The organism is uncultured Polaribacter sp., from assembly GCF_947501385.1.
In the GTDB taxonomy this organism is placed as follows: Bacteria; Bacteroidota; Bacteroidia; order Flavobacteriales; family Flavobacteriaceae; genus Polaribacter.
In genome coordinates, this window is the sequence record NZ_CANMVP010000011.1 from 1 (window position 1) to 25,630 (window position 25,630).

24 protein-coding genes and 1 other RNA gene are annotated in these 25,630 nt (G+C 30.9%); 8 read left to right on the forward strand and 17 right to left on the reverse strand.

Annotated elements, in window-relative coordinates:
- Positions 1–410: 410 nt before the first annotated feature.
- Positions 411–965, forward strand: a complete 555-nt coding sequence (locus Q0998_RS08515) for a hypothetical protein (RefSeq protein ID WP_299668893.1) — start codon at positions 411–413, stop codon at positions 963–965.
- A 71-nt stretch (positions 966–1,036) separates the two neighbouring features.
- Here the strand turns inward: Q0998_RS08515 and Q0998_RS08520 are convergent, their stop codons facing one another.
- Together Q0998_RS08520 and Q0998_RS08525 are read right to left on the reverse strand one after the other, a co-directional pair.
- A complete protein-coding gene (locus Q0998_RS08520) occupies positions 1,037–1,660 on the reverse strand; it encodes a hypothetical protein (RefSeq protein WP_299668896.1) in 624 nt (207 codons plus the stop codon).
- A 153-nt stretch (positions 1,661–1,813) separates the two neighbouring features.
- Positions 1,814–4,216: a TonB-dependent receptor gene (locus Q0998_RS08525; protein ID WP_299668899.1), complete on the reverse strand. Its 2,403-nt coding sequence runs from the start codon at positions 4,214–4,216 to the stop codon at positions 1,814–1,816.
- Between the two features lie 186 nt (positions 4,217–4,402).
- Here Q0998_RS08525 and Q0998_RS08530 point away from each other — a divergent pair, with 186 nt between their 5' ends.
- Positions 4,403–5,473, forward strand: coding sequence for a histidine kinase (locus tag Q0998_RS08530; RefSeq protein WP_299668902.1), 1,071 nt, complete (start codon positions 4,403–4,405; stop codon positions 5,471–5,473).
- A complete protein-coding gene (locus Q0998_RS08535) occupies positions 5,470–6,198 on the forward strand; it encodes a response regulator (RefSeq protein WP_299668905.1) in 729 nt (242 codons plus the stop codon). Before Q0998_RS08530 ends, Q0998_RS08535 begins: the two co-directional genes overlap by 4 nt.
- Positions 6,199–6,298: 100 nt before the next feature.
- Here Q0998_RS08535 and ftsY read toward each other — a convergent pair whose 3' ends face one another.
- The 8 genes from ftsY to Q0998_RS08575 form a co-directional block, all read right to left on the reverse strand.
- A complete protein-coding gene (ftsY, locus tag Q0998_RS08540; protein ID WP_299668908.1) occupies positions 6,299–7,273 on the reverse strand; it encodes a signal recognition particle-docking protein FtsY in 975 nt (324 codons plus the stop codon).
- Between the two features lie 328 nt (positions 7,274–7,601).
- On the reverse strand, positions 7,602–7,754 hold the full coding sequence (locus tag Q0998_RS08545; protein ID WP_242176920.1) for a DUF4295 domain-containing protein: 153 nt from the start codon (positions 7,752–7,754) through the stop codon (positions 7,602–7,604).
- A gap of 53 nt (positions 7,755–7,807) precedes the next feature.
- Positions 7,808–7,990 carry a 50S ribosomal protein L33 gene (rpmG, locus tag Q0998_RS08550; protein ID WP_299668917.1) on the reverse strand — a complete coding sequence of 61 codons (183 nt, stop codon included), beginning with the start codon at positions 7,988–7,990 and terminating at the stop codon, positions 7,808–7,810.
- A 27-nt stretch (positions 7,991–8,017) separates the two neighbouring features.
- The gene (gene rpmB / locus Q0998_RS08555; protein ID WP_299668920.1) at positions 8,018–8,257 is read right to left on the reverse strand and encodes a 50S ribosomal protein L28; all 240 of its coding nucleotides are present in this window, start codon (positions 8,255–8,257) and stop codon (positions 8,018–8,020) included.
- An 88-nt stretch (positions 8,258–8,345) separates the two neighbouring features.
- Entirely contained in the window at positions 8,346–9,587 is a 1,242-nt protein-coding gene (locus Q0998_RS08560) for a competence/damage-inducible protein A (protein WP_299668923.1), read from the reverse strand.
- Positions 9,588–9,691: 104 nt separating this feature from the next.
- Positions 9,692–10,300, reverse strand: coding sequence for a fumarylacetoacetate hydrolase family protein (locus tag Q0998_RS08565; protein ID WP_299668925.1), 609 nt, complete (start codon positions 10,298–10,300; stop codon positions 9,692–9,694).
- Positions 10,301–10,456: 156 nt separating this feature from the next.
- Positions 10,457–11,326 (reverse strand): formyltetrahydrofolate deformylase, encoded by an 870-nt coding sequence (gene purU, locus Q0998_RS08570; protein ID WP_299668927.1) that lies wholly within the window; start codon positions 11,324–11,326, stop codon positions 10,457–10,459.
- A gap of 106 nt (positions 11,327–11,432) precedes the next feature.
- The gene (locus tag Q0998_RS08575) at positions 11,433–12,272 is read right to left on the reverse strand and encodes a 1,4-dihydroxy-2-naphthoyl-CoA synthase (RefSeq protein WP_299669168.1); all 840 of its coding nucleotides are present in this window, start codon (positions 12,270–12,272) and stop codon (positions 11,433–11,435) included.
- 118 nt (positions 12,273–12,390) lie between these two features.
- Here Q0998_RS08575 and Q0998_RS08580 point away from each other — a divergent pair, with 118 nt between their 5' ends.
- A complete protein-coding gene (locus tag Q0998_RS08580) occupies positions 12,391–13,551 on the forward strand; it encodes an alpha/beta hydrolase-fold protein (protein ID WP_299668929.1) in 1,161 nt (386 codons plus the stop codon).
- 212 nt (positions 13,552–13,763) lie between these two features.
- Here the strand turns inward: Q0998_RS08580 and Q0998_RS08585 are convergent, their stop codons facing one another.
- From Q0998_RS08585 to ffs, 6 genes are all read right to left on the reverse strand, one after another.
- Positions 13,764–14,246, reverse strand: a complete 483-nt coding sequence (locus Q0998_RS08585; protein WP_299668931.1) for a DNA-binding protein — start codon at positions 14,244–14,246, stop codon at positions 13,764–13,766.
- Entirely contained in the window at positions 14,246–15,922 is a 1,677-nt protein-coding gene (gene menD, locus Q0998_RS08590; RefSeq protein WP_299668934.1) for a 2-succinyl-5-enolpyruvyl-6-hydroxy-3-cyclohexene-1-carboxylic-acid synthase, read from the reverse strand. The genes Q0998_RS08585 and menD overlap by 1 nt, the downstream gene beginning before the upstream one ends.
- A 276-nt stretch (positions 15,923–16,198) precedes the next feature.
- Complete coding sequence (gene fsa / locus Q0998_RS08595; protein ID WP_299668937.1) at positions 16,199–16,852, reverse strand: fructose-6-phosphate aldolase; 654 nt, start codon at positions 16,850–16,852, stop codon at positions 16,199–16,201.
- Positions 16,853–16,910: 58 nt separating this feature from the next.
- Positions 16,911–17,282 carry a hypothetical protein gene (locus tag Q0998_RS08600; RefSeq protein ID WP_299668940.1) on the reverse strand — a complete coding sequence of 124 codons (372 nt, stop codon included), beginning with the start codon at positions 17,280–17,282 and terminating at the stop codon, positions 16,911–16,913.
- Positions 17,279–18,082, reverse strand: a complete 804-nt coding sequence (locus Q0998_RS08605) for an SDR family oxidoreductase (RefSeq protein ID WP_299668943.1) — start codon at positions 18,080–18,082, stop codon at positions 17,279–17,281. The genes Q0998_RS08600 and Q0998_RS08605 overlap by 4 nt, the downstream gene beginning before the upstream one ends.
- Before the next feature lie 606 nt (positions 18,083–18,688).
- Positions 18,689–18,787, reverse strand: an RNA gene (gene ffs / locus Q0998_RS08610) — signal recognition particle sRNA small type.
- Between the two features lie 178 nt (positions 18,788–18,965).
- Between ffs and Q0998_RS08615 the strand changes: the two genes are divergently transcribed.
- From Q0998_RS08615 to Q0998_RS08630, 4 genes are read left to right on the forward strand one after another with little or no spacing between them, the layout of a single operon-like run.
- Positions 18,966–19,487 (forward strand): DUF4199 domain-containing protein, encoded by a 522-nt coding sequence (locus Q0998_RS08615; protein ID WP_299668944.1) that lies wholly within the window; start codon positions 18,966–18,968, stop codon positions 19,485–19,487.
- A 47-nt stretch (positions 19,488–19,534) separates the two neighbouring features.
- The gene (locus Q0998_RS08620; RefSeq protein WP_299668946.1) at positions 19,535–20,491 is read left to right on the forward strand and encodes a glycosyltransferase family 2 protein; all 957 of its coding nucleotides are present in this window, start codon (positions 19,535–19,537) and stop codon (positions 20,489–20,491) included.
- A 41-nt stretch (positions 20,492–20,532) separates the two neighbouring features.
- Positions 20,533–22,248: a phospho-sugar mutase gene (locus tag Q0998_RS08625; RefSeq protein WP_299668949.1), complete on the forward strand. Its 1,716-nt coding sequence runs from the start codon at positions 20,533–20,535 to the stop codon at positions 22,246–22,248.
- Positions 22,248–24,077 carry an ABC transporter ATP-binding protein gene (locus tag Q0998_RS08630; protein ID WP_299668952.1) on the forward strand — a complete coding sequence of 610 codons (1,830 nt, stop codon included), beginning with the start codon at positions 22,248–22,250 and terminating at the stop codon, positions 24,075–24,077. Before Q0998_RS08625 ends, Q0998_RS08630 begins: the two co-directional genes overlap by 1 nt.
- Here the strand turns inward: Q0998_RS08630 and Q0998_RS08635 are convergent.
- Entirely contained in the window at positions 24,069–25,490 is a 1,422-nt protein-coding gene (locus tag Q0998_RS08635; protein WP_299668955.1) for an HD domain-containing protein, read from the reverse strand. The two genes, Q0998_RS08630 and Q0998_RS08635, sit on opposite strands and share 9 nt — an antisense overlap.
- Positions 25,491–25,630 lie beyond the last annotated feature (140 nt).

Below are 25,630 nucleotides of genomic sequence, written 5' to 3' on the forward strand. Positions count from 1 at the left end.
ATCTTGTCCTTCAAATTGTTCCATTATCCTAGTTTTATTGACTTAAATATACGGAAATTAAATGACTAACTCAATAAATTTAAATGAAATAAATTTTAAATAAAATAAAAATTGATGATTTGACCTATTTCCTGATGAATTGACCTTATTTATTTAATAAAATAGCAATAATTATAGGGTTGCAATTGATGAACTTATAATAATGATTTTCCTGATAAAAAGTTAGTAAAAATCAAATAAGCATTTGTTTTATCGAAGTAAGCGGTTTAGCAAAAAAAGAGTAAATTTAGATTTTAAAATTAATTTAAAATAAGAAGTAGTTAATTTAGATTTTTTATAAAATTTCGTTTTTATACAATGCAACTTAAATGAGATTCAACAACTTTGATAAAAAATAAATTATGTTAATATTGAAGCAATTAAAAAAAACACAAGACATTAATAGAACAAAATTTATTAATTATTTCGTTTTTATATTAATATGTTTCCATGTTTTTTCTTGTAATAAAAAAAGTAGCGTCTCTGATGATGATAAATCTATCAAGATTGAAGAAAAAAAACAGAAAAATAAAAAAAATAATATTGTTGATTCTACTGAAATTAAAAATGCTTATTCCACAAAAAAAATCCTTGTATTAGATTTCAATAAGAATGGTTCAAATGACACTTTAATAGTATCTACCAGCGCTTTATCAAATAAGAATGATGAAATCATATGGGATGACTCGCAACACTGGAGGGTTCATCTACAAAGTGAACATAAACTAAAAACTATTTATGAAAATGAGATACAATTGGGTAAGTTGAATGTATATTATAATACTTCAGAAAATACCTTTTTTTTAGTTGAAGATGCTCCTTATCAAAAATCTATTTATAAGATTGATACTGATAACAACTGGAAACTTATCAAAGTAAATAATCTTCCTGATTTTACAAAGTATAAAATAGTAACATTAGAATAAAAGATTTCATTTTTATAAAATTTAACTCTCTAATATTAAGAAACTTTTTTTTTAAAATGAGCTTTTATATTTTATGAAGAGTTCTTTATTTTTCTATGTCTAGATAAGCCAACCAACAAGCCTATAAAACCAATTATTGTAAAAATCACTCCCCAAAAAAATACATTGTATTTATCTACTAAAACCCTATAGATAAAAGTAAATAAGAACATTGTAAGACCAGTTATTTGCCAAACTCTATCTTTCTCTAACCTCGCATCACTGTTAATTATTGGAGTTAAGTTAAACAGTACTTTAAATTCATTCCAATCCCAAGCAAAAAGCAAAATATTTGCTAGTAAAACCATACCTGTTATTACAGGAGTAAGTGCGAAATAGTAGGATATAGTAATTACAAAAATATTTAATATGATAGGAAAATTTATGATTGCTCCCAATTTAGCATATTTTTGGGTCATTAAAAGAAACCCTGCGATGAGTTGACCTGCGCCTATAAACTTCCAGTATAATCCAGATTGATACATTGTTTCAAAAAAATGCCAAGGATTATCAATTGGATATAGCGCACCACTTTCTGTTGTAAAACGATTCCCTTTTATTTTTATAAGACTAGCAAACACAAAGGCACCACCAATTATATAACGGGTGTAGATAATAAAAATTTGTGCCCAAACGAGTGTTTTAAAATTTTTCATAATATAATTCGTTTATATAACGACGAGTTATATACGTTTGTGTTACTCAAAATAACCATATAATTTGAACAATTTATCTTGAGGTTTTTAATATCAAAACAAAAAATACGTTTTTTTAAATCCTTGAAAAATAATTTTTTACCTAAAAATTAGTTATTCAATTCTACTTTTTTCATCTTCAAGACCTGTATTTCTATTTCTTAATTTCTTAATTTCACTTCGTCCGAAGTTGTACGTTAAATTAATTTTGAATTGTCTGCTGTCACTTCCGCCACTACCATCAATAAATAAATCTCCAAATTGTGTTGTTCCACTCCAAGGGGACGTGTATAAAATATCATCTATACCAATTCTTAAGTTCAATTTATCATTCAAGAACTTTTTCTGAACTGCAATATTTAGAGAACCTAAACTGTTGGTTCTGTAGGTTCCTCCCCAAATTGATGGTGAACTATACCAGCCAGAAATCTCGAATCTAAAGTTATTTGGTAACTTAAAAGTGTTTTGTGCATATAAACTCAAAGAGTTTTGAGAAACCCCTACAAAATCTGGATTAGTAGCTTCGTAAATACTTCTAGAAGCATTTAAACTAACATAATAGCTCCACCATTTTGTAAAACTTGATGGATAAGAGATGCCTAAATTGATTACTTTTTGATTAGCTACATTCCTAACGTTGATAAAGTTTTGATTGTTTTCTGCCGCTTCTGTAACCTGCGCGAAGAAATCTTTGATAAAACTGTAACTTACAGAGGTATTTAGCCTGTAATTATACGTGTGCGAAAGCTTGATGTTATTGGTGTATTGTGGTTGTAAAAAAGGATTTCCCTTTTGTGCAGATAATTCATTAAGCTTGTATTCAAAAGGGTTTAAATTTTGATAATTTGGACGTTGTATTCTAGTGCTATAATTTAAAGCCAATGAATTTTTTTGATTGATTTGATACGTAATTCCACCACTAGGAAAAAAATCTGTATAATTTCTTTTAACAATGTTGTTATTGTTATTTTGAGTACTAGTTAAACGCCCTTCGGATGAAGTGTTTTCTACTCGTAAACCTACTTGAAAATTTACTTTTTTAAATTTTCGATTAAAGTTAATGTATCCTGCATTTATAATCTCGTCATACTCAAAATCATTAGATCTGTTGTTGTTTAAAATATCATTTCCGTTTTTTCTATCATAAAACTCAAATTCATTTTCTGTGTTAATTTTTGAGAATTTCACACCAAAACTTAATTTGCCTTTTAAGAAATTTTGCTCATAATCTCCTCTTACTGAAAACAAATTTATAATTGTTGGTGACACAATGAAAAAAATAACTTCATTTAGAATTACTGTTTCATCACTATTATAATAGAAATTAGGTTGTAAATTTTCTCGATTGCTTTTGTACTTCCCAAAATCTACATCAGCATTAAAAGAAGTTCCTTTTTTATTATCATATTTGTAATTGATATTGCTATAAAGGTTGTAAAAATCACTTTTGGTATTATTACCTGCTACTAGAATACTATCAGGACTGGTTTGGCTTTGAGGAGTAATTGGCGTTCTGGAATCAGAATCAGAAAAGGAATCATTAAAATTTGCGGATAAAATAATACCAAGTGTAGATTTTGTATCTATATAATAATCAAACCCTAATCTTGTATTAGTGTTATTAAAATCATTAACTGTTTCTGATTTCGCATCAAAAATGGTATTATTTTGAGTTCTATACAAATTTAAAAAATTAAAACTTTCTCCACTACTATTGCTTAAAGTTCCATACAAACTGGTCTTTTTACTTCTTTTGTTAAAAGAGCCCGAATTGTTAAAACGTGCAAACTTGCCTTGTGTATAACCACTCGCTAGACTACCATTTGTACCTAATGTTTTATCTCTTTTTAAAAGAATATTTATAATGCCAGCATTACCTTCTGCATCATATTTAGAAGATGGTTGTGTTATGATTTCTACAGCCTCAATATCACTAGATTGTAAGGTTTTTAAGAAATTTACTAAATCTTGACCACGTAGAATAGATGGCTTCCCATCAATATAAAAAAGCACACCTGTTTTGCCTTCTACAATAATATTGTCATTGTTGTCAATTACAATTCCTGGAGCTTTTCTTAATAATTCAAAGCCAGAATCTCCAGCTGCATTGATAGTATTTTGAACATTAAAAACAGTTTTATCTGCCAAAACTTGTACCATTGGTTTTTTGGTTTTAATAACAATTTCTTCTAATTCTTCTGATGAATTTTCTAACATTAATTGGCCAAAATTTTTGTTGGCAATTAGTTGAAATGCTTTTGTTTCATAATCTTTATATCCTAAACTTGTTATTATTAGAAAATAATTTCCTTCCTTGATATTTTGAATAATAAACTCACCTTTAGGATTTGTTATAGCTGCTTTTACAAACTTCTTATCATCTGAACTAAATAAAGATACTGCCACAGATTCTAAAGGGATATTATTTTTATCTATCACATTTCCTGAAATGGATTGTTGACAACATATTGAATAACTAATCAACAAAAAAAATAAAATTGAAATTAGATTTTTCATAAACTATGTATTTAAAATTATGCTACAAATATTTCACCTATTTAAAACTCTCACAATAACTTCTCGACGAATGGGAAAATAAGCAGTTGAATGAGAAAGGTTAATTCATCGGAAAATAGGTCAATTCATCGATTTTAATTTAAATTTTAAAGCATTAGTTTTAAATTTGTTATAAATTTTATTATTATGAAAAAATCTAATAAAAAGTTTAATATTTTAGGAGTGAACAGAAAAGAATTGCTACTATTTATTGGGTTCTACATCTTTTTTGCTTTTTTTTATCGTTTTACACTATGGGTCAATAGAGGTGGGTATGATGACCCAAACGATAATTTGTTTAACATCATTCTTTTTTTCGATGATGCTGGTTTAAAGTATGTAGTAGAGTTTTTGCTAACGATTCCTATTTGGTACTTACTTTTTAGAAAATTAAATTATCTTTCTCTACAAATAAAACTATTGCTACATTTTATTTTATTGCCTATTTATGTTTTTTCTTTTTTTAATATTTATTATGTGGTTTCAGATTTCATCGGGTTTGAACATCTGAAAGGGAAAAATGCCATTTGGGATATTTATTTACCTTCTTTATTCTATCTATTGCAATTCGGTATTATGCATTCTTATAATTATCATTTAGAGAATAAGAGAAAAATAGTTTTAGAAGGAGCATTAAGAACTGCAGCTTTAAAGAGTGAATTATCTGCCTTGAAAGCACAGCTGAATCCACATTTTTTATACAATGTTTTTAATACAATTAGCGCTTCAGTACCCGCAGAACAAGAAAAAACGAGAAATATGATTGCTGAATTATCAGACCTGTTTCGTTATCAATTAAAAGCATCACAAGTAGAAAAAGTTACTTTAAGAGAAGAATTGGCTTTTGTAAATAAATATTTAAAGTTAGAAAAAGAACGCTTCCAAGAACGTTTAACAGTAAATATTGATGTTGATGAATCTCTTTTGAATGAAAAAGTACCACCAATGTTATTACAACCTTTGGTGGAAAATTCTATAAAACATGGATTGTCTTCACTAATAGAAGGAGGAGAAATTACCATAAAAATAAAGGAAAAAGAAGAAAAATTATTTTTTGAAATTACAGATACTGGAATTGGAATCAAGAATAAAGAAAACGTTTTTAATAAAGGAATTGGATTAACAAACACAAAGTTAAGGCTGGAAAAGATGTATAAAAGCACTTTGAATTTATCTGATAATTTACCTAGGGGTTTAAAAGTAAGTTTTGAATTATGAAGAAAGTAATTATTGTTGATGATGAGATTGCTGGTAGAAAACTTATCAAAGAATATTTGGAAGATTATTCTGATTTAGTTTTACTAGGAGAAGCAAATAACGGTGTTGATGCGGTTAAAATCATCAATGAATTTAAACCAGATTTGGTTTTCTTAGACATTCAAATGCCAGGAATGACAGGTTTCGATGTATTAACACATTTAGAGGAGTTACCCCAAATTATTTTTTCTACAGCTTATGATCAATATGCATTAAAGGCATTTGAAGTGCATGCAGTAGATTATTTATTGAAACCATATACAAAGGACAGGTTTGAAAAAGCGATTCACAAATTGTCTTCTAATCTTTCCAATAACACAGCGCAAAATTTAACCAATAGTCTATTAATGGATGCTGAGAAATATCCTAAAAAAATACTAGTTGAATCTCAAAATAAGCTAGTAACTATATCTGTTCAAGAAATTATTAGAATTGAAGCTTTTGGTGATTATTCAAAGATTATTACGGCAGATAAAACCTACTTAAGCAACTTCGGAATCTCAAAACTCGAAGAAAAATTAAATACCGCCATCTTCTTACGCGTACATCGCTCATCCATAATAAATATCGATAAAATAAAAGAGTTGAATAAGTATGGAAAAAGTTACGACGTAACAATGCAAAATACTGATATTGTTCGTGTAAGTAGAGGATATATGGAAACTATAAAAAAAATAATGTATTAATAATTTATTTCAGAAAACCTTAGCCTTTAAAGTTTAAAATCTATCCATCCAATAAAAAAACTTTACTTATCGGATGACCTATATAGACAATTCTAATCATCTATTTAAAAAAAGAATCCACAAACTCAATTTTATGAAACACTTGTAAATCATCAATACCTTCTCCTACTCCAATATATTTTACAGGAATTTTAAACTGGTCTGAAATACCAATCACAACACCACCTTTTGCAGTACCATCTAATTTTGTTACAGCCAAAGAAGTAACTTCTGTTGCCAAGGTAAATTGTTTTGCTTGCTCAAATGCATTCTGACCTGTAGAACCATCTAACACTAGTAAAACATCATGTGGAGCATTGGCTACCACTTTTTGCATCACACGTTTGATCTTTGTCAATTCGTTCATTAAATTGACCTTATTATGTAAACGTCCAGCGGTATCTATAATAACCACATCGGCATTTTGAGTTACGGCAGATTTTAACGTATCAAACGCTACAGAAGCAGGGTCAGAACCCATTTCTTGACGTACAATGGGTACCTCTGTTCTGTCTGCCCAAACTTGTAATTGATCTATCGCTGCCGCTCTAAATGTATCTGCTGCGCCTAAAACTACCTTTAAACCTTGCTTTTTAAATTGGGCTGCTAATTTCCCTATGGTGGTGGTTTTACCAACTCCATTGACGCCTACAACCATTAAAACATAAGGCATTTTTTTGCCATCTTTATCGGCTGGAATTTCTGGGATGGTAAATTCAGTTTCATTTCCTTTATTGGTTTCAGACAATAAACCTGCAATTTCTTCTCTAAGAATTTTATTCAGTTCGTCTGTACCCACATATTTATCCTTTTCAACACGCTCTTCGATTCTAGTAATAATTTTAAGCGTGGTGTTTACACCAACATCAGAAGCAACTAAAACCTCTTCTAAATTGTCTAAAACGTCATCATCTACTTTCGATTTTCCTGCAACTGCTTTAGTTAGTTTGCCAAAGAAATTTTCTTTCGATTTTTCTAAGCCTTTGTCTAAGGTTTCTTTTTTCTCTTTTGAAAATATTTTTTTAAAAAAACTCATTCTTTTATTTTATAACCACAAACTGTACGTTAAAAAACGTGCCATTTGTGGGGTTTGGTCAAATTGTCATTAAAATATATGCCTGCTTACGGCAGGTGGGTTAGGGATTGTAATGGCATCCTTTTTATGCTAGACTTCATTCAGAATATCTTTTGAATAACTAAAAATAGTTTTCAAAAATTAAAAGATGCTGAAATAATTCAGCATAAAAAGATACAATGAAAAGCCCGACCTTTAGGGAACCCCCAAAAATACATAATTATACGGTACAAAAAAAAGCTACTTTCTAAAATTAGAAAGTAGCTTTACATATTTTATGTGTAAATGATTACTTTTTAGCTAAAAAGTCATTTACTTTAGAAGGATCCATAATTGCTTCTACAAATGTGTAAGCTCCAGATTTTGGAGATTTTACCATTTTTATAGCTTTACTTAACCTTTTTGATCCTGTTTGTAATGATGCTACTGATTTCTTTGCCATTGTCTAAATGTTTTACATCTATATGCTCTGTTCTGAGTTCTAGATATTTTTAATTATTTAATTTCTTTGTGAAGCGTCACTTTGTTTAAAATAGAGTTGAATTTTTTAATTTCCATTCTATCAGGACTGTTCTTCTTGTTCTTGGTTGTAATGTATCTAGAAGTACCTGGCTTACCAGTTGCTTTATGCTCTGTACATTCTAAAATTACTTGAACTCTGTTACCTTTTTTTGCCATCTCTGTATAATTTTAATCTGCGTAAGCTTACTTAGTTAAAAATCCGTTAGCTCTCGCTTCTTTTATAACTGCAGAAATTCCTTTCTTGTTAATATTTTTTAAAGCAGATGCAGATACTTTTAAAGTAATCCATTTATCTTCTTCTTGTATGTAAAAACGCTTCACCATTAAGTTCGCGTCAAACTTTCTCTTTGTTCTATTCAATGCTTTCGAAACATTGTTTCCAACCATTGCTTTTTTTCCTGTTAATTCACAAACTCTAGACATCTTTTCGACAGTATTTATAGTGTTATCTCTAAACGAGGTGCAAATCTACAAATAAATCTAATTCTGAACAAAACAATTTTACAAATTTTTAAAGAATTTCTTTTTGTAATATTTCTAGTGATTTACTTACTGTTCTATTAATTACTTTTTCTCTGGGTTGCCCAAAGTTAAACGCTTCTACAAACTGATGATCATCCCCCACCACAGCAATGTAAACCAGTCCTAAACTTTTATCGTTTTTATCTGTTGTTGGCCCCGCGTTTCCTGTTACTGCAATTGCATAATTGGTTTGCAACTTTTCTTTAGCTCCTTTAGCCATTTCTAAAGCAACTTCTTTGCTTACTACAGAATGTTTTTTAATCGTTTCTTCAGAAACATCTAGTAAGTTCATTTTTGTTTCTGCAGCATACGCTACAATGCTCCCTTTATAATAGGCCGATGAACCCGCTATTGAAACCAAAGTTGCCGCTATTTTACCTCCTGTAATGCTTTCTGCTGTACAAATGGTTTTATTTTTAGTTTTTAACAGTGCTCCTACTCTTTTTTCTAAGGAAGCATCGTCATCTAAACCAGTAATGATGTCTGGGAGTAATTGATAGAGTTCTGCTACTTTTGCATTTAATTCAGCTTCTAATTGTGCTTTATTTTCTCCTTTGGTTGATAGTCTGAGACGAACTCTGCCATAAGAAGGCAAATAGGCTAGTTTTATAGAGGAGGGTAAATTGTTCTCAAAGTCTTCAATTTTTTCTGCAATGGTGCTTTCTCCTTGACCATAAGTCATAATTGTTTTATGAATGATAAAAGGAAGCTTGAATTGTTCTTGAATTCTTGGTAAAACCTCGTTTGTTATCAAGCCTTTCATTTCATAAGGAACTCCTGGAAGCGACACAAAAACAGTCTCATTCTCATAAAACCACATGCCTGGTGCTGTCCCAAACTTATTCATCAAAAGCGTGGCTTTCGATGGAATTTGTGCTTGTGTTTTTTGAATTTCTCTAAAAGGATGCTTCATTTTTTGAAACAAACCTTTGATGTGCGCGATCACTTCTGGATATTCCACAAGTGCATCGTCCTTAAAAAATTCAGCAATTGTTTTTTTTGTGATATCGTCTTTTGTAGGGCCTAAACCTCCTGTTATAATAACGATATCTACTCTTTCTTGCGCTTCTTTAAACGCATCTAAAATATGTTGTTTATTATCTTGAATGGATGAAATCTGATACACAGAAACTCCAATTTTATTTAATTGTTGACCAATCCATTGTGAGTTGGTATCTATAATTTGACCGATTAGGATTTCATCGCCAATAGTAATAATTTCTGCTTTCATTCTTTGTCTTTAAACGCAAAGGTCGCAGAGTTTTCGCTAAGAATACAAAGATTTTTTTTCCTTTGCGAACTCTGCTTTTTCTTTTGCGTTCTTTGCGGTATAACTTATTTCACTCGAATACTAAATGCTTCTTTCCCTTCTAATACTCCTTTTAAAACATCATTTTCAATAACTTTGCCAACTCCAGCTGGTGTTCCTGTAAAAATAATATCGCCTTTTTTAAGCGTAAAGTATTGAGAAACATAGGCAATCAATTCATCTATTTTCCATAACATAGCATTTGTATTTCCATCTTGAACAATTTCATCATTTTTATACAATTGAAATTTTAAATTTTCTAAATCAAACTGTGCTTTCGGATAAAATTCCCCAATCACGGCGCTTCCATCAAATGCTTTTGCTTTTTCCCAGGGCAATCCGTTTTCTTTACAACTTTGTTGAATGTCTCTTGCCGTAAAATCGATTCCTAAACCAATTTCATCATAATATGTATGCGCAAATTTTGCATCAATGTATTTACCAACTTTATTAATTTTCAGTAAGACCTCTACCTCATAATGTACATCATTAGAAAAAGGAGGTATAAAAAAAGGATTTTTCTTTGGAAGTATTGCCGAATCTGGTTTTAGAAAAACAACAGGATTTTCTGGTTTTTCGTTTGCCAATTCTTCAATATGTTTTGCGTAATTGCGCCCAATACAAATTATTTTCATACAACCCCTTTTAATTTCCCCAAAGGGGAAAACACTCTTCTCTTTATCGTTACAAAAAGATAATTAACTACTAAATTATTATTTTTCAAAATATTTTTTGTTCAAACAGCTTTTAGCACAACAGTTTCTTCCCTTCGGGAAGATTAAGATGGGCTTCTACTCCCCAGCTTCTGGAAAAACAATGGCTCTATTTCCTGAAACGATTATTTGATTGTTTAAATGACATTTTACAGCCCTTGCCAACACCAATTTTTCAATATCTGCTCCAATTCTTTTTAAGGTTGTTGGTGTACTTTCATGAGTTACTGGCTTTACATCTTGCTCTATAATTGGGCCTTCATCTAAATCTTCAGTTGCATAATGTGCTGTGGCTCCAATTAATTTTACACCTCTTTCATAAGCTTTTTTATACGGATTTGCACCTTGAAAAGCGGGTAAAAAAGAATGATGAATATTGATAATTCTCTCTGGATAATAATTGATAAAATCTGAAGACAAAATCTGCATATATCTTGCCATTACAATCAAATCTATTTTATGAGCATCTAACAATTCTCTAACTTGAGATTCTTGTTGCAGTTTTGTTTCTTGTGTTACTGGCAAATAATGAAATGGAACACCAAACATTGCTGCAATGTGTCTTAACTTATCATGATTACTGATAATTATTTTTACGTTGCAATCTAATCTTCCTTCTTTAGAACGCTCTAACAAATCATATAAATTATGACTGGTGTGTGATACCATAATGGCCACACACTGTTTCTTATCTCCGTAATTTACAGACCAATCAAAGTGCAACGGTGTTGCCAATTTTAAAAAACCATTTTCTAAATCTTTTTTAGAAATAATGGTGCCAGCTGCATTCAAACGAATTCTCATAAAATAAGTGTCTTCAATAGCATTTACATATTGCTGACAACTTAAAATATTGAATTCTTTTTCATAAAAAAAATTAGTAATTTTCGCTACCAATCCTTTTTGATCTGGACATTTTATTAGAAAAGTTACTATTTGTGATTTCATTCCCATCTTAATCTTCCCGAAGGGAAGAAACTGTTATGTTAATATTTAACAAGAAAGCATGCTCCCTTGCCTTACTGAAAACTGCTGACTGCAAACTGCCAACTTTTTACGGTATCCATTTTTTAGGAAAATTTGGTTTTCTCTTCTCTAGAAAAGCATCTCTACCTTCTTTTGCTTCCTCTGTCATGTATGCCAAACGCGTTGCTTCACCCGCAAACACTTGCTGCCCCACCATACCATCATCTGTTAAATTCATAGCAAACTTTAGCATTCTTATAGACATCGGGCTTTTTTCTAATATTTCTTGCGCCCACTCATAAGCGGTACTTTCTAGTGCTTCATGTGGAATCACTGCGTTTACCATTCCCATTTCGTAGGCTTCTTGTGCGGAATAATTTCTTCCTAAAAAGAAAATTTCACGAGCTCTTTTTTGTCCAACCATTTTAGCCAAATATGCAGACCCATAACCACCATCAAAAGAAGTTACGTCTGCGTCTGTTTGTTTAAAAATTGCATGTTCTTTAGACGCCAATGTCAAATCGCAAACCACGTGCAAACTATGTCCGCCACCAACTGCCCAACCCGGAACTACTGCAATTACAGCCTTTGGCATAAAACGAATCAATCGCTGCACTTCTAGAATATTTAATCTGTGATACCCGTCTTCACCCACATAACCTTGGTGCCCTCTTGCTTTTTGATCTCCACCAGAACAAAAAGAATACACGCCGTCTTTTGTACTTGGTCCTTCCGCAGATAAAAGTACAACACCAATATTTACATCTTCACCTGCATCGTAAAATGCGTCGTACAATTCTTTGGTAGTTTTTGGTCTAAAAGCATTTCTAACATCAGGTCTGTTAAATGCTATTCTTGCAACACCATTGCACTTTTTATAGGTGATATCTTCATATTCTTTCGCAGTTTTCCAATCGGGTTGTATCATATTTTTGTATTTTAGACGTTCTAATAGCAAAATAGCATTAAAATGTCGCATATAATCATGTTTCTTTTTTGTTATAAAGAGAAAAAAACATTCTTGTCTACAAAAATAAACATTCTAAATGATGATTAAGAAATCGCTACCATTAATATTCTTATTTTTTTCGATTTATGGCTATTCGCAAAAAATTATAAATAAAACGATTGAATCTGATTATGTAGACTCGATAAGAACATTAAAAATATATCTTCCAGAAGGTTATGATGATAAAGAAGATAAAAATTATCCTTTAGCCGTAGTTTTAGATGCTGAATATTTATTTGATACTTATGTTGGAAACGCGGTGCTGTTTGCTGCAAAAGATAAAGCACCAAAACAAATTGTTGTTGGCGTACAAATGGCAAAAACTAGAAAAAAGGATACTTACTTTAATATAAATAATGGAAATTTAACTTCAGATAACGAAAATTTTTATCAATTTATAAAAGATGAAGTTATTTTTGAAATAGAGAGTACTTATAAAACATCTCCTTTTATTTCTATTATTGGTGAAGGCACTTCGGCAAATTTAATTACCAATTTCCTAAGAGAACAAACACCCTTTATAAATTCTTATATCTGTATAAACCCTACGTTCTCAGATTTTATAGGAAGTCAAATACAATCTTACAACATCTCTAGGTTTCAAAAAGAAGACAATACTTTTTATTTTTACACAAACAATGCTGCTGTTTTTTCTGATGAAAAACAAACAAGAATTGGTGAGTTACAACAATTACTTTCTGGGCTAGAAATTAAAAACTTTAATATTATAAATGATACCATCCATACAAAAAGTAGTGTTTCTGCAATTAGTGAAGCAATTCCTAGAGCATTCAATAAAGTTTTTGAAATCTATTCTGCCATTTCTAAAGAAGAGTTTGAAAAGAATGTAAAAGAACTATCTCCTCTGGATGCAATTTCTTATTTAGAGAATAAATACCTAGATATCGAATTTTTATTTGGAAGTAATTTAGGCATTAGAGAACAAGATATTTTTGCTATTGAAAAAATAGTGATTGAAAAAGAAAACGGAGATCAATTATTGAATTTTGGTAAGATGATTTTAAAACTCTTCCCTTCTTCGCCTTTGGGTGATTATTATATTGGCAGGTATTATGAAGAAGGTAAAAATATTAAAAAAGCATTAAAATATTATAAGATTGGTTATGGTAAAATGGATCCAGCAGATCCAAATGCTGATGCTTTTTATGAGAATATTTTAAGATTAGGTGGACGATGATTTAGTAAGTAGTCTTTTTAGTAGGCAGTCCTCAGTCTTCAGTAAGCAGTCCTCAGTCTTCAGTAGGCAATTGCAGTATTCATTAGAGGCATTTACTAAAACTGAAACCTATTTTACTAGAAATTTTAAAACTAACAAATATTCTAAATCAAATAACATCTAACCGCCCACTGAAGACTGCCAACTGAGGACTGCCAACTGAAGACTAAAAACTACTTCACCAACGCTATCCTATCTTCCTCAATTTCAATTAATTTCTGCTTATACAAGTTTCCGACTGCCTTTTTAAAAGCTTTTTTGCTCATTTTCATATGGAAACGAATAGCATCTGGAGAACTCTTATCTGTCAATAACACAAAACCTTCTCTACTATCTTTTAGTTTGGCCAATACTTTATCAACATCAGAATCAATTACATTTCTAAAACCTTGTGGTCTTAAAGAAACATCTATTTTACCATCTTCACGAATGTTTTTAATATAACCAGTAACTTCCATATTTTCTTCTAACTCCTGAAAAACCTCACTTCTAAAAAGTAAACCATCAAATTCTTCATTAATTAAAACGGTGTATCCCAAACCTGTTTCAGTTTCGATGACCAAGTTTACTTTATCTCCTTCCTGTAAATTCATTTCACCTTTTTGAGCGTTGTTTTCAAGTTCTTGTGAATTATTTTCTCCTTCTTGATTGTCCATTATTGTATGTATTTAAAATAATCTTTTAAAACTAAATCATTTTCTGCACTTGGCGTAAAGATTTCTAATATTTTTGGTTTTTCTGATGCTTCAAAAAATCCTTCTAGTTCTTTTTCAACAGTTTCTGAAGAATATGCTTTCTGATACTCAAACTCATGCATTTTACACAGATGTTCTGCAGTTAAACAATGAGGCGTTTCAAAATAATTATAAGCATTTGTAGTTCTTGGTCCAGGAATAATTTTAAAAATTCCACCTCCTGAATTATTGACAATAATAATTCTAAAACTTTTGGGGATATTTTTATTCCACAAGGCATTGCTATCGTAAAAGAAACTTAAATCGCCCGTAATAAAAACGGTTTGATTCTTACTTGCAACAGCAGCTCCTATGGCTGTACTTGTGCTGCCATCAATTCCGCTTGTACCTCTATTACAAAACACTGTAAACGTATCTTTGATTGTAAAAAGTTGCGCATATCTAATAATTGCACTGTTGCTAATTTGTAGTTGAGAGGTAGCTGGAATTTTTTCTAATACTTTCTCAAAAACAGCAAAATCTGAATGTGGAATTGTTTTGAAAAAAGCGGCATGCTTCTCTCTTCTTTCATCCCTAAAAGCCAACCACTTGGGTTGATAATTACTTTTTGAAGGTTTTATAAATTGGTTAAAGTGAGTGAAAAAATCGACAGGTTTTGTTTGAATAAATTCTGACAAACAAAAAAATGTATTGGTAGCTTTTCTAGCATCTATATCCCAATGATGTTTTGGTTGATAATCGCGTAAAAAACGTTTGATTCTTTTAGAGACAATCATCCCACCAAACGTAATTAAGATATCTGGCTGTAAATTTTTAAATTGAGCATCATCTAAGGAAAAAATTAATTGATCTATAGAATTGACAGCCTTATCATGGTGCAAATTAGAAGTTGTTTCTGTGAATATTAAAACCGAATCATCTTCCGCATATAAATCCATTAAATTGTGTAAATCTTCATCTGGATAATTGACACCCACCACAATCATTTTCTTTTCGGCAGCGTTCCAAATTTTAGACAACTTATCATAATTAATATGAGAATTATCTAGAGAACTCAAAGAAATATGCGGAAAGTGGTACTCTTTTAGCGTAGCTACCGTTTCATACAATGGCTCTTCAAAGGGAACATTTATGTGGACTGGTCCTTGTTGCGATACAGATATTTGTAAAGCTTCACCTATTAATTGAGCATTTCTGGTTTTAAATTTCGGGTTTTCTATCAAATTTGCAGAGAATAAAATATGATTTGCAAACACATTCTCTTGTCGAATGGTTTGTCCGTCGCCAATGTCTATGAAATGTTTTGGTCTGTCTGCAGAAATAATAACTAGTGGAATGTTGCTATAAAAAGCTTCTGCTATTGCAGGATAATAATTTAGTAAAGCAGAACCAGAAGTACACAAAACGGCCACTGGTTTTCTAGTTTGTTGCGCAATTCCTAAAGCGAAAAAAGCGGCACAGCGTTCATCTACAACACTTAGTGTTTCGATCTCTTTATGATTAGAAAAACCAATAGTAAGTGGTGCATTTCTTGAACCAGGAGAAATAACAACGGTCTCAATATTAAATTGAATACATGCCGAAATTACCAGTTGTGCGAGTTCTTTTTTTGGAAAAGCCCTCTTTAATTTCCTCATTTCGTCTACGCTCAATGCAGGCTCTGGGGAGGAACTCTTGCTGGATATTTTTATGTTAGTGTCTTTGCTCAAAAAGAACTTTAATTATACTATTAAGTTAGCAAACAGGTTTAGCCCTGATTGGAATGACATCCTTTTTGCTTTTTCAGCAAAAAGATACAATGGAAAGCAGGAAGCCTGACTGCAGCAGGCAGGTAGCTTCAAAAAATTATTCTTTTAACTTATTTCCTGCTTTTCATACAACAGTTCCTTCCCGTTGGAAAGGTTAGGATGGAATTAATTTCCTTTCTTGTAATCTGCTAAAAACTTCGCCAAACCACTGTCTGTTAAAGGATGTCTTAACAAGCCTTCAATTGCGCTTAATGGACCCGTCATAACATCAGAACCTAACTTTGCACAATCTATAATATGCATTGTATGACGCACAGAAGCTGCTAAAATTTGGGTTTCGAAACCGTAATTGTCATAAATCAAACGAATTTCTGAAATTAGGTTTAATCCGTCTGTAGAAATATCATCCAAACGTCCAATAAAAGGAGATACATAGGTTGCACCTGCTTTTGCAGCTAATAATGCTTGTCCCGCAGAAAAAACCAAGGTTACATTCGTTTTGATTCCTTTTGATGAAAAATATTTACATGCTTTTACACCGTCTTTTATCATCGGTAATTTCACAACAATCTGCGGATTTAAAGCAGCCAAAGCTTCCCCTTCTTTTACCATTCCATCAAAATCTGTAGCAATTACTTCCGCAGAAACATCACCATCTACCAATTCACAAATTTCTTTGTAATGATTAATAATATTTGCCTCACCGGTAATGCCTTCTTTTGCCATTAAAGATGGGTTTGTAGTAACACCGTCTAAAATACCTAAAGCTTGTGCTTCTTTAATCTGATCTAAATTTGCAGTATCTATAAAAAATTTCATCTAGTTTGTTTTGCGTTTTTTTAATAATGTTTCGTTTTACAAAGGTAATGAGATAAAATTATTTTATGATTGGAACAAAAAGTATTTTATGATCATTTATAAACAATTCTAAGGTATCTTTTTTAAAGCGATCTAAGAATTTTTTATCTTTTATTCTAATTGTTTTTACATATTTTAAGGTATCCAAATACTTTTGATATTTAAAGTGAAAACAACTATCTAAAAATACTTTTGAACAAGCTTTTACAATTACATCATTAGAAGCAAAAAAATGATACGTTTTTAAATTTGGGATGTCAAAAACTTGAATCTTATTTACAAAATTATTATCTTCTAAAGCAATATATTCATACTTATAAGGTGCACCAGGTGGCATTAAAAAACAAGAATTAAAAATAAATAATAAAATTATAAGAACTAATCTTTTCATAATTTATAATGATTCATTAATAATTTCTCATACATCTTATCTGGTAAAATTCGTTTTAAAACGATGGAGAACTTTTCCATAAAACCGCCTACCTTATAATGAATTTTAGGGTTTTCTGTTTGGATGATTTTATAAATAACTTTTGCCATTTCAATAGGATTCATTCCACTATCTACATGCGCATCCATTAACTCTAAATTGGTTTGATACTTTTCTTTGTAAGCAGAATTTTCAAAAACTGGTGTATGATATCTTCCCGCAGCAATGTTGGTAGCAAAATCTCCTGGAGCTACATTTACCATATGAATTCCAAAATTTTTCACTTCCATTCTCGTCGCTTCAGTAATTAATTCTAAAGCTCCTTTGGTTGCAGAATACAAACCTCTAAAAGGCAACCCCATATAACCTGCAATAGAAGTTACGTTGATAATTGTACCTGAATTCTGAGACCTCATTTGAGGTAAAACAGCTTTCATTACATCGATTGTACCAAAAAGATTTGTATTGAAAACGGCTCTCATTTCTTCGGTTGGTGTGTCTTCTATGGGGCCAGTAATTCCCATGCCTGCATTATTTACCAAAACATCTAGCTTTCCTTCTTTTGCGATGATAAGATCAACAGCTTTGTTTATAGATTGGACATCTAAGACATCCAAAGCAATCATTTCGAAGGAAAATTTTTGTGTTGTATCAGGATTTCTACTGGTTCCGTACACTTTAAAGCCTTTTTCTGACAAAAAAATAGCGATTGCTTTTCCTATTCCTGAAGAAGCACCAGTAATTAAAACAACTTTAGACATAAAAGAGTTCAAGATTTAAAGTTTAGAATTCAAGGTTTCGCAAATATCATAAAACTAATTTATAAATGTAAACAAATAGCTAGTTAAATAAGATCTCTTTTTCAAGTCAGAAGTTTTTTTGAAGTCCTTTCCTTTGGAAAGGATTTAGGATAGGAATAAAAAAATAGCGATTGCTTTTCCTATTCCTGAGGAAGCACCAGTAATTAAAACAACTTTAGACATAAAAGAGTTCAAGATTTAAAGTTTAGAATTCAAGGTTTCGCAAATATCATAAAACTAAATTATAAATGTAAACAAATAGCTAGTTAAATAAGATCTCTTTTTGAAGTCAGAAGTTTTTTTGAAGTCCTTTCCTTTGGAAAGGATTTAGGATAGGAATAAAAAAATAGCGATTGCTTTTCCTATTCCTGAAGAAGCACCAGTAATTAAAACAACTTTAGACATAAAAGAGTTCAAGATTTAAAGTTTAGAATTCAAAGTTTCGCAAATATCATAAAACTAATTTATAAATGTAAACAAATAGCTAGTTAAATAAGATCTCTTTTTGAAGTCAGAAGTTTTTTTGAAGTCATTTCCTTTGGAAAGGATTTAGGATAGAAATAAAAAAAATGGCAAGCTATCTACATCACACCGCTACAACCTAATACCTTTGCTGCGTTCCCGCCCTGGAGGATTCAAAGGGAGCTAGTTGTGTAGGACTTGCCGATGCAAATTTACAATCTATTTTTATGAAAACAATTAAAAATAGATTAATTTTTTTGTAACATTTTTAATACTCTGAATACTAATTAATTGTTTTGATAGTTTATAAAAATTTATAAAAAATAAAACTATCTCAATGAAATGAATATATTTGTATCACTAACTAAAATTAAAAAAACAAATGGAAAATCAAACAAACAGTAAAAGTATTATTTTAAATTATGGCTTATATTTAGGTTTAGCCTCTGTAATTATAGCTTTGATAAAATATGCGACTGGAAATCTTTATGTACAAGAATACTATTCTGGTATTGTTGGTATATTATTACTTATAGCTTTTATAGTACTTGGTATAAAAAAATATAAAAGTGATAACGGTGGTTTTATTTCTTTTGGTCAATCAGTAAAGATTGGTATTGGTTTAACAATGATTGCTACATTAATAATAATCGCCTATTATTTTTTATTATCTACTTTTATAGAGCCTGACTTTGCTGCAAATTCTATTGAAGCACAGAAAGTAATGCTTGCCGATTCTTTTGGAATGACGGAAGGACAAATCGAAGAAGCTACAAAGAATGCAGGAGATAACTTTAGTTTAAACTTATTTGGAGGAATTCTTATTATGAACTTATTCTTAGGAGGCATTACATCTTTAATAGCTGGAGCTATCATGAAAAAATCTGAAGAAGAAACGTATTAAACATTGTTTAAAAGTTCTTAAAGTTAAAACTTTACAACTACATAGATATGGATATTTCGGTAGTAATACCACTTCTTAATGAAGCAGCATCTTTACAAGAATTACACGATTGGATTGCAAAAGTTATGCAATCCAATCGTTATTTATATGAAATAATTTTTATTGATGATGGAAGTACAGATGCTTCTTGGACGGTTATTGAACAATTAGCAGAAAAGAATACGGCTGTAAAAGGAATTCGTTTTCAAAAAAACTTTGGAAAATCGCAAGCCTTAGACGCTGGTTTTGAACTCGCAAAAGGCGATGTTATAATTACCATGGATGCAGATTTACAAGACAATCCAGAAGAGATTCCAGAATTATATGACCTGATCATAAAAGAAAATTTCGATTTGATTTCTGGTTGGAAAAAGAAACGGTATGACAATGTTGTTACCAAAAATATTCCTTCAAAATTATTTAATGCTGCGGCTAGAAAAACATCTGGTCTAAAATTACATGATTTTAATTGTGGTTTAAAAGCCTATAAAAACGAAGTCATTAAAACCGTTAAGGTAAGCGGAGAAATGCACAGGTACATTCCTGTATTAGCTAAAAACGAAGGTTTTACGAAGATTGGCGAAAAAGTGGTGCAACATCAAGCAAGAAAATACGGCGTTACAAAATTTGGGATGGAGCGATTTGTAAATGGCTTTTTAGATTTAATTACCATCTCCTTTTTATCAAAATTTGGTAAAAAGCCCATGCACTTTTTTGGTCTTTGGGGAACTTTTATGTTTCTTTTCGGAACAACAACCGCATTTTATATTGGTCTTTTAAAACTCTATAAAGTTTACAATGGCATGAAAACAATTTTAGTTACAGACAACCCGTGGTTTTACATTGCGTTGACATCTATGATTTTAGGAACTTTATTATTTTTAGCAGGTTTTATTGGCGAATTGATAATACAGAGCAAAAGCAATGAAAAACACTACTCCATAAAGGAAAAACTCAATTTCTAAAATGTATCTTTGCATTTTATAAGCATAAAAATAAACTAAAAATGAGCGAAATTTTAGACAAAGCAAAACAGTGGTTATCTGCTACTTTTGATACTGAAACTCAACAAGAAATTCAGCAATTAATTACTGCTAATTCACCAGACTTAGCAGACAGATTCTATAAAGATATGGAATTTGGTACTGGAGGAATGCGTGGAATTATGGGCGCAGGAACCAACAGAATTAATAAATATACTTTAGGGAGAGCTACACAAGGTTTGTCTAATTACATGCTAGAAAACGTTCAAAAGAAACAATTAAAAGTTGTAATTGCTTACGATTGTAGACACAATAGCAAAAAGTTTGCAAAAGTTGTTGCAGACGTTTTTTCTGCAAATAACATACAGGTATTTTTGTTTGAAGACTTAAGAGCAACTCCAGAATTATCATTTGCAGTTCGTCATTTAAACTGTGATGCTGGTATTGTTTTAACAGCTTCTCACAATCCGCCAGAATACAATGGTTATAAAGTGTATTGGGCAGATGGCGGACAAATAGTTCCTCCGCATGATGGTGGAATTATCAATAAAGTAAATGCTTTAGATTTTTCTGAAATAAACTTTAAAGCAAATGAAGCACTCATCGAAACCATTGGGAAAGAAGTAGACGATGCTTTTATAGAAGCTTCTGTTAAAAATGGTTCTTTATCAAATGCTATTGATAGAAAAAATTTAAAAATAGTTTTTACCTCTTTGCATGGAACATCTATTGTATCTATACCTGATGCTTTAGCAAAAGCGGGGTATACAGATGTTCATATTGTTGAAGCACAAAGAGCGCCAGATGGAGATTTTCCAACGGTAAAATCACCAAACCCAGAAGAACCAGAAGCTTTAAAAATGGCAACTGATTTGGCAAATAAAATAAATGCTGATATTGTTATTGGCACAGATCCTGACTGCGACAGATTAGGAGTTGCTGTAAGAGATACCGATGGCAATATAAAATTGATGAATGGCAACCAGACCATGGTTGTGATGACAAAATTCTTATTAAAAAAGTGGAAGGATGCAGGTAAGATTAATGGGAAACAGTTTGTAGGTTCTACCATTGTATCCACAGAATTGGTAAACGATTTGGCAAATAGTTACAATGTTGAAACCAAAGTTGGTTTAACAGGTTTTAAATGGATTGCTAAAATGGTGCGTGATTTTCCAGAACTCGATTTTATTGGCGGTGGTGAAGAAAGCTTTGGGTATATGGTTGGCGATTTTGTTAGAGATAAAGATGCCGTTACCGCCACACTACTTGCTTGTGAGGTTGCTGCGTATGCCAAACAAAACGGGAGCTCTTTCTATAAAGAACTATTAGCTATTTATGTAGACAACAGTTTTTACAAAGAACATTTAATTTCTATCACAAAAAAAGGAATGGACGGAGCTACGCAAATACAACAAATGTTGAGCGATATGCGGAACAATCCTTTGACAGAAATAGATGGAGAAAAAGTAGCAACATTATCTGATTATGAAGCTTCTATTCAAAAGAATTTGATAACTGGTAAAACATCAAAAATTGATTTACCAAAATCAAACGTATTGATTTACCAAACTGAAAACGGAACAAGAATTGCGGCAAGACCAAGTGGAACAGAACCTAAGATAAAATTTTATTTCAGTGTGAATTCAAACTTAAATTCAAAAGAAAATTCAGTAAAAGTTGAGGCAAATTTAGATGCAAAAATTCAACGCATTATAAAAGAGATGAAATTGAATTAATGAGCTATTTTAAGGATATTTTAAAATATGAAAAGAAGTATAGAAAGTTTACACTCTTAAACATTCTATTCAATATTTTATATGCAATTTTTAATGTGCTCTCTGTTTTAGCATTTATTCCTGTTTTAAACATTTTATTTGGTAAAGAGAAAAAAGTAATTGTAAAACCTATATATGAAGATATAGCTAGCATTGGTAGTTATGCTGAAAATAGTTTCAACTACTTTATTTATCAAAAAATATTAGATGAAGGTGAAATTAGCGTTTTACTTTTTATCTGTATACTATCACTCTCACTTTTCTTTTTCAAAAATTTATTTAGATATTTAGCCTCTTATGTGATCACTTTCCTAAGAACTGGTGTTGTTAAAGATTTACGTGATAAAATATATCATAAAATTGTAGAATTACCTGTTTCTTACTTTTCAGAAAAAAGAAAAGGAGACATTATAGCAAGAATGACAGCAGATGTACAAGAGGTAGAAAATTCAATATTAAAATCTATAGAAGTCATCGTAAGAGAACCTTTAACAGTTATAATTTCAATAAGTATTATGCTTTTTATGAGTGTAAAACTGACCCTTTTTGTATTTATTTTACTACCAGTTTCTGGATTTATTATCTCATCAGTTAGTAAAAAATTAAAAGCAAACTCGGTTAAGGCTCAAAAAGAAACCGGTAATTTTTTATCTTTTATTGAAGAGACCTTAACGGGGTTAAGAATTATCAAAGGTTTTAATGCAGAACATGTTATTGAAAAAAAATTCAATGATTCTACCTCTAGTTTTCGAAAATTAATGACGAGTGTTTTTCACAGACAAACCTTAGCTTCTCCTATGAGTGAGTTCTTAGGTTCTGCAACAATAATTGCAATTCTTTGGTATGGTGGAGTTGAAGTTATAAATAAAACGAGTGCTTTAGATTCCAGTAAATTTCTAGGTTATATTCTTCTTTTTTATACGGTTTTAAATCCTATAAAATTAATTACAACTACCTATTATAATGTTCAAAAAGGGGAAGCTTCTGCAGAAAGAATTATGCAGGTTTTGAATACTGAGAATCAAATAAAAGACAAGATAAACGCCACCGCAAAAGAAGAGTTTAAAAGTAAAATTGAATTTAAAAACATTTCTTTTAAGTATAAAAAAGAATATGTTTTAAAAGACTTTTCTTTAACTATTAATAAAGGAGAAACGGTTGCTTTGGTTGGGCAATCTGGAAGTGGGAAATCTACCTTAGCAAATTTAATTACACGTTTTTATGACGTTGGTAAAGGCGACATAATAATTGACAATCAGAACATTAAAGACATTACAAAAAAATCGTTGCGGAATTTAATGGGCATTGTTTCTCAAGATTCTATTTTATTTAATGACACCATTACAAATAACATAAAATTAGGCGCTCAAAATGCAAGTGATCTAGCCGTTTTAGATGCTGCTAAAATTGCAAATGCATACGAGTTTATTAGAGAATTACCTTTGCAGTTTGAAACCAATATTGGTGACAGTGGAAATACCCTTTCTGGCGGACAAAAACAACGTTTATCGATTGCGAGAGCTGTTTTAAAGAATCCACCCATTATGATTTTAGACGAAGCTACTTCTGCGTTAGACACAGAATCTGAACAATTGGTACAAATTGCTTTAGAAAAAATGATGAAAAATAGAACCTCTTTAGTAATTGCACACAGATTATCTACCATACAAAAAGCAGATAAAATTGTAGTCATGAAAAAAGGTAAAATTGTTGAACAAGGAAAACATGACGAATTACTTGACAAAAAAGGAGAATACTTTAAGTTGGTTAATATGCAATCTTTAAGCTAATTGTAAGCCTAATTTTTTTCCTTTTTCAATCATAAAATCATAAGAAGCTTGGTGTTCATTTGGTATTTTCCCATCTAAAATGGCTTCTTTTATCGCTTCTTTTATTTGACCAATTTCTCTACAAGGTTTTAAATTAAAAGCCTTCATAATCTCTTCACCAGAAACTGGTGGTTGAAAATTACGTACTTTATCTCTTTCTTCAACTTCTTTTATTTTAGAGCGAACCAACTCAAAATTTTGATGATATCTTTTAAATTTCTTCGGATTTTTTGTGGTGATATCTGCCTCACATAGTGTCATTAAAGCATTAATATCATCACCAGCATCAAAAACCAAACGTCTTACGGCCGCATCTGTAACTTCACTTGCCAAAACAATTGGTCGAGAGCTCAACAACACCATTTTTTGAACAAATTTCATTTTAGTATTCAACGGCATTTTTAGGCGTTTGAACAATTTATAGACCATTTTAGAACCTACAAATTCATGCGCATGAAATGTCCAGCCAACTTTTTTACTAAATTTTTTTGTGGGTGCTTTTCCAATATCATGCAACAAGGCTGCCCAGCGCAACCAAACATCATTTGTGTATTTTGAAATATTATCTACAACTTCTAAAGTATGATAAAAATTATCTTTATGCTTTTGCCCTTCAACCTCTTCTACTCCTTTTAAATTAATTAATTCTGGAAGAATCTGAGGCAATAATTTTGTTTTTTCTAGCAATAAGAATCCTATAGATGGTTTTGATGCACTTAGTATTTTATGCAACTCATCTACAATGCGTTCTCTCGTAATAATTTCTAATCTGTGCGCGTTTTTTGCTATAGCTAATAATGAGTTTTCTTCAATTTTAAAATCTAATTGTGTTGCAAAACGAACGGCACGCATCATTCTTAAAGGATCATCAGAATAGGTAATATCTGGATTTAAAGGCGTTCTAATAATTCCTTTTTCTAAATCTAGCATTCCATCAAACGGATCTAACAATTCCCCAAAATTAGCTTCATTTAAACTCAACGCCAATGCATTTATAGTAAAATCGCGTCTATTTTGATCGTCCTGTAAACTTCCTTTAGAAACTTCTGGGTTTCTACTTTCTTCAGAATACGATTCTTTTCTAGCACCTACAAATTCAATTTCAATATCTTGATAACGCAACATGGCTGTACCGTACGTTTTAAAAATTTGAACTTTGGGTTTGTTTGGTAACAACTTAGAAACTTGAAGCGCCAAATCAATACCACTTCCAATGGCAACAATATCAATATCTTTTGCGGTGCCTCTTTTTAGGAAAAAATCTCTTACAAAACCACCAATTACATAACTTTCTACATCAATATTTTGCGATGCTTGAGAAATAATTTTAAAGATTTTTAATGAAATAGCCTCTTTCGAGATTTGTTTTTGCATGAACTATGGTCTTAAGGCCAGAATATGTTTCATCTATAATAATTGACAGTTTTAGATGATGTATATTCACTTTATTTTAGTGCAAATTTACTATATAATCAACATCTTTCAAAATTGGTTTTACTATTTATTAAAACGAT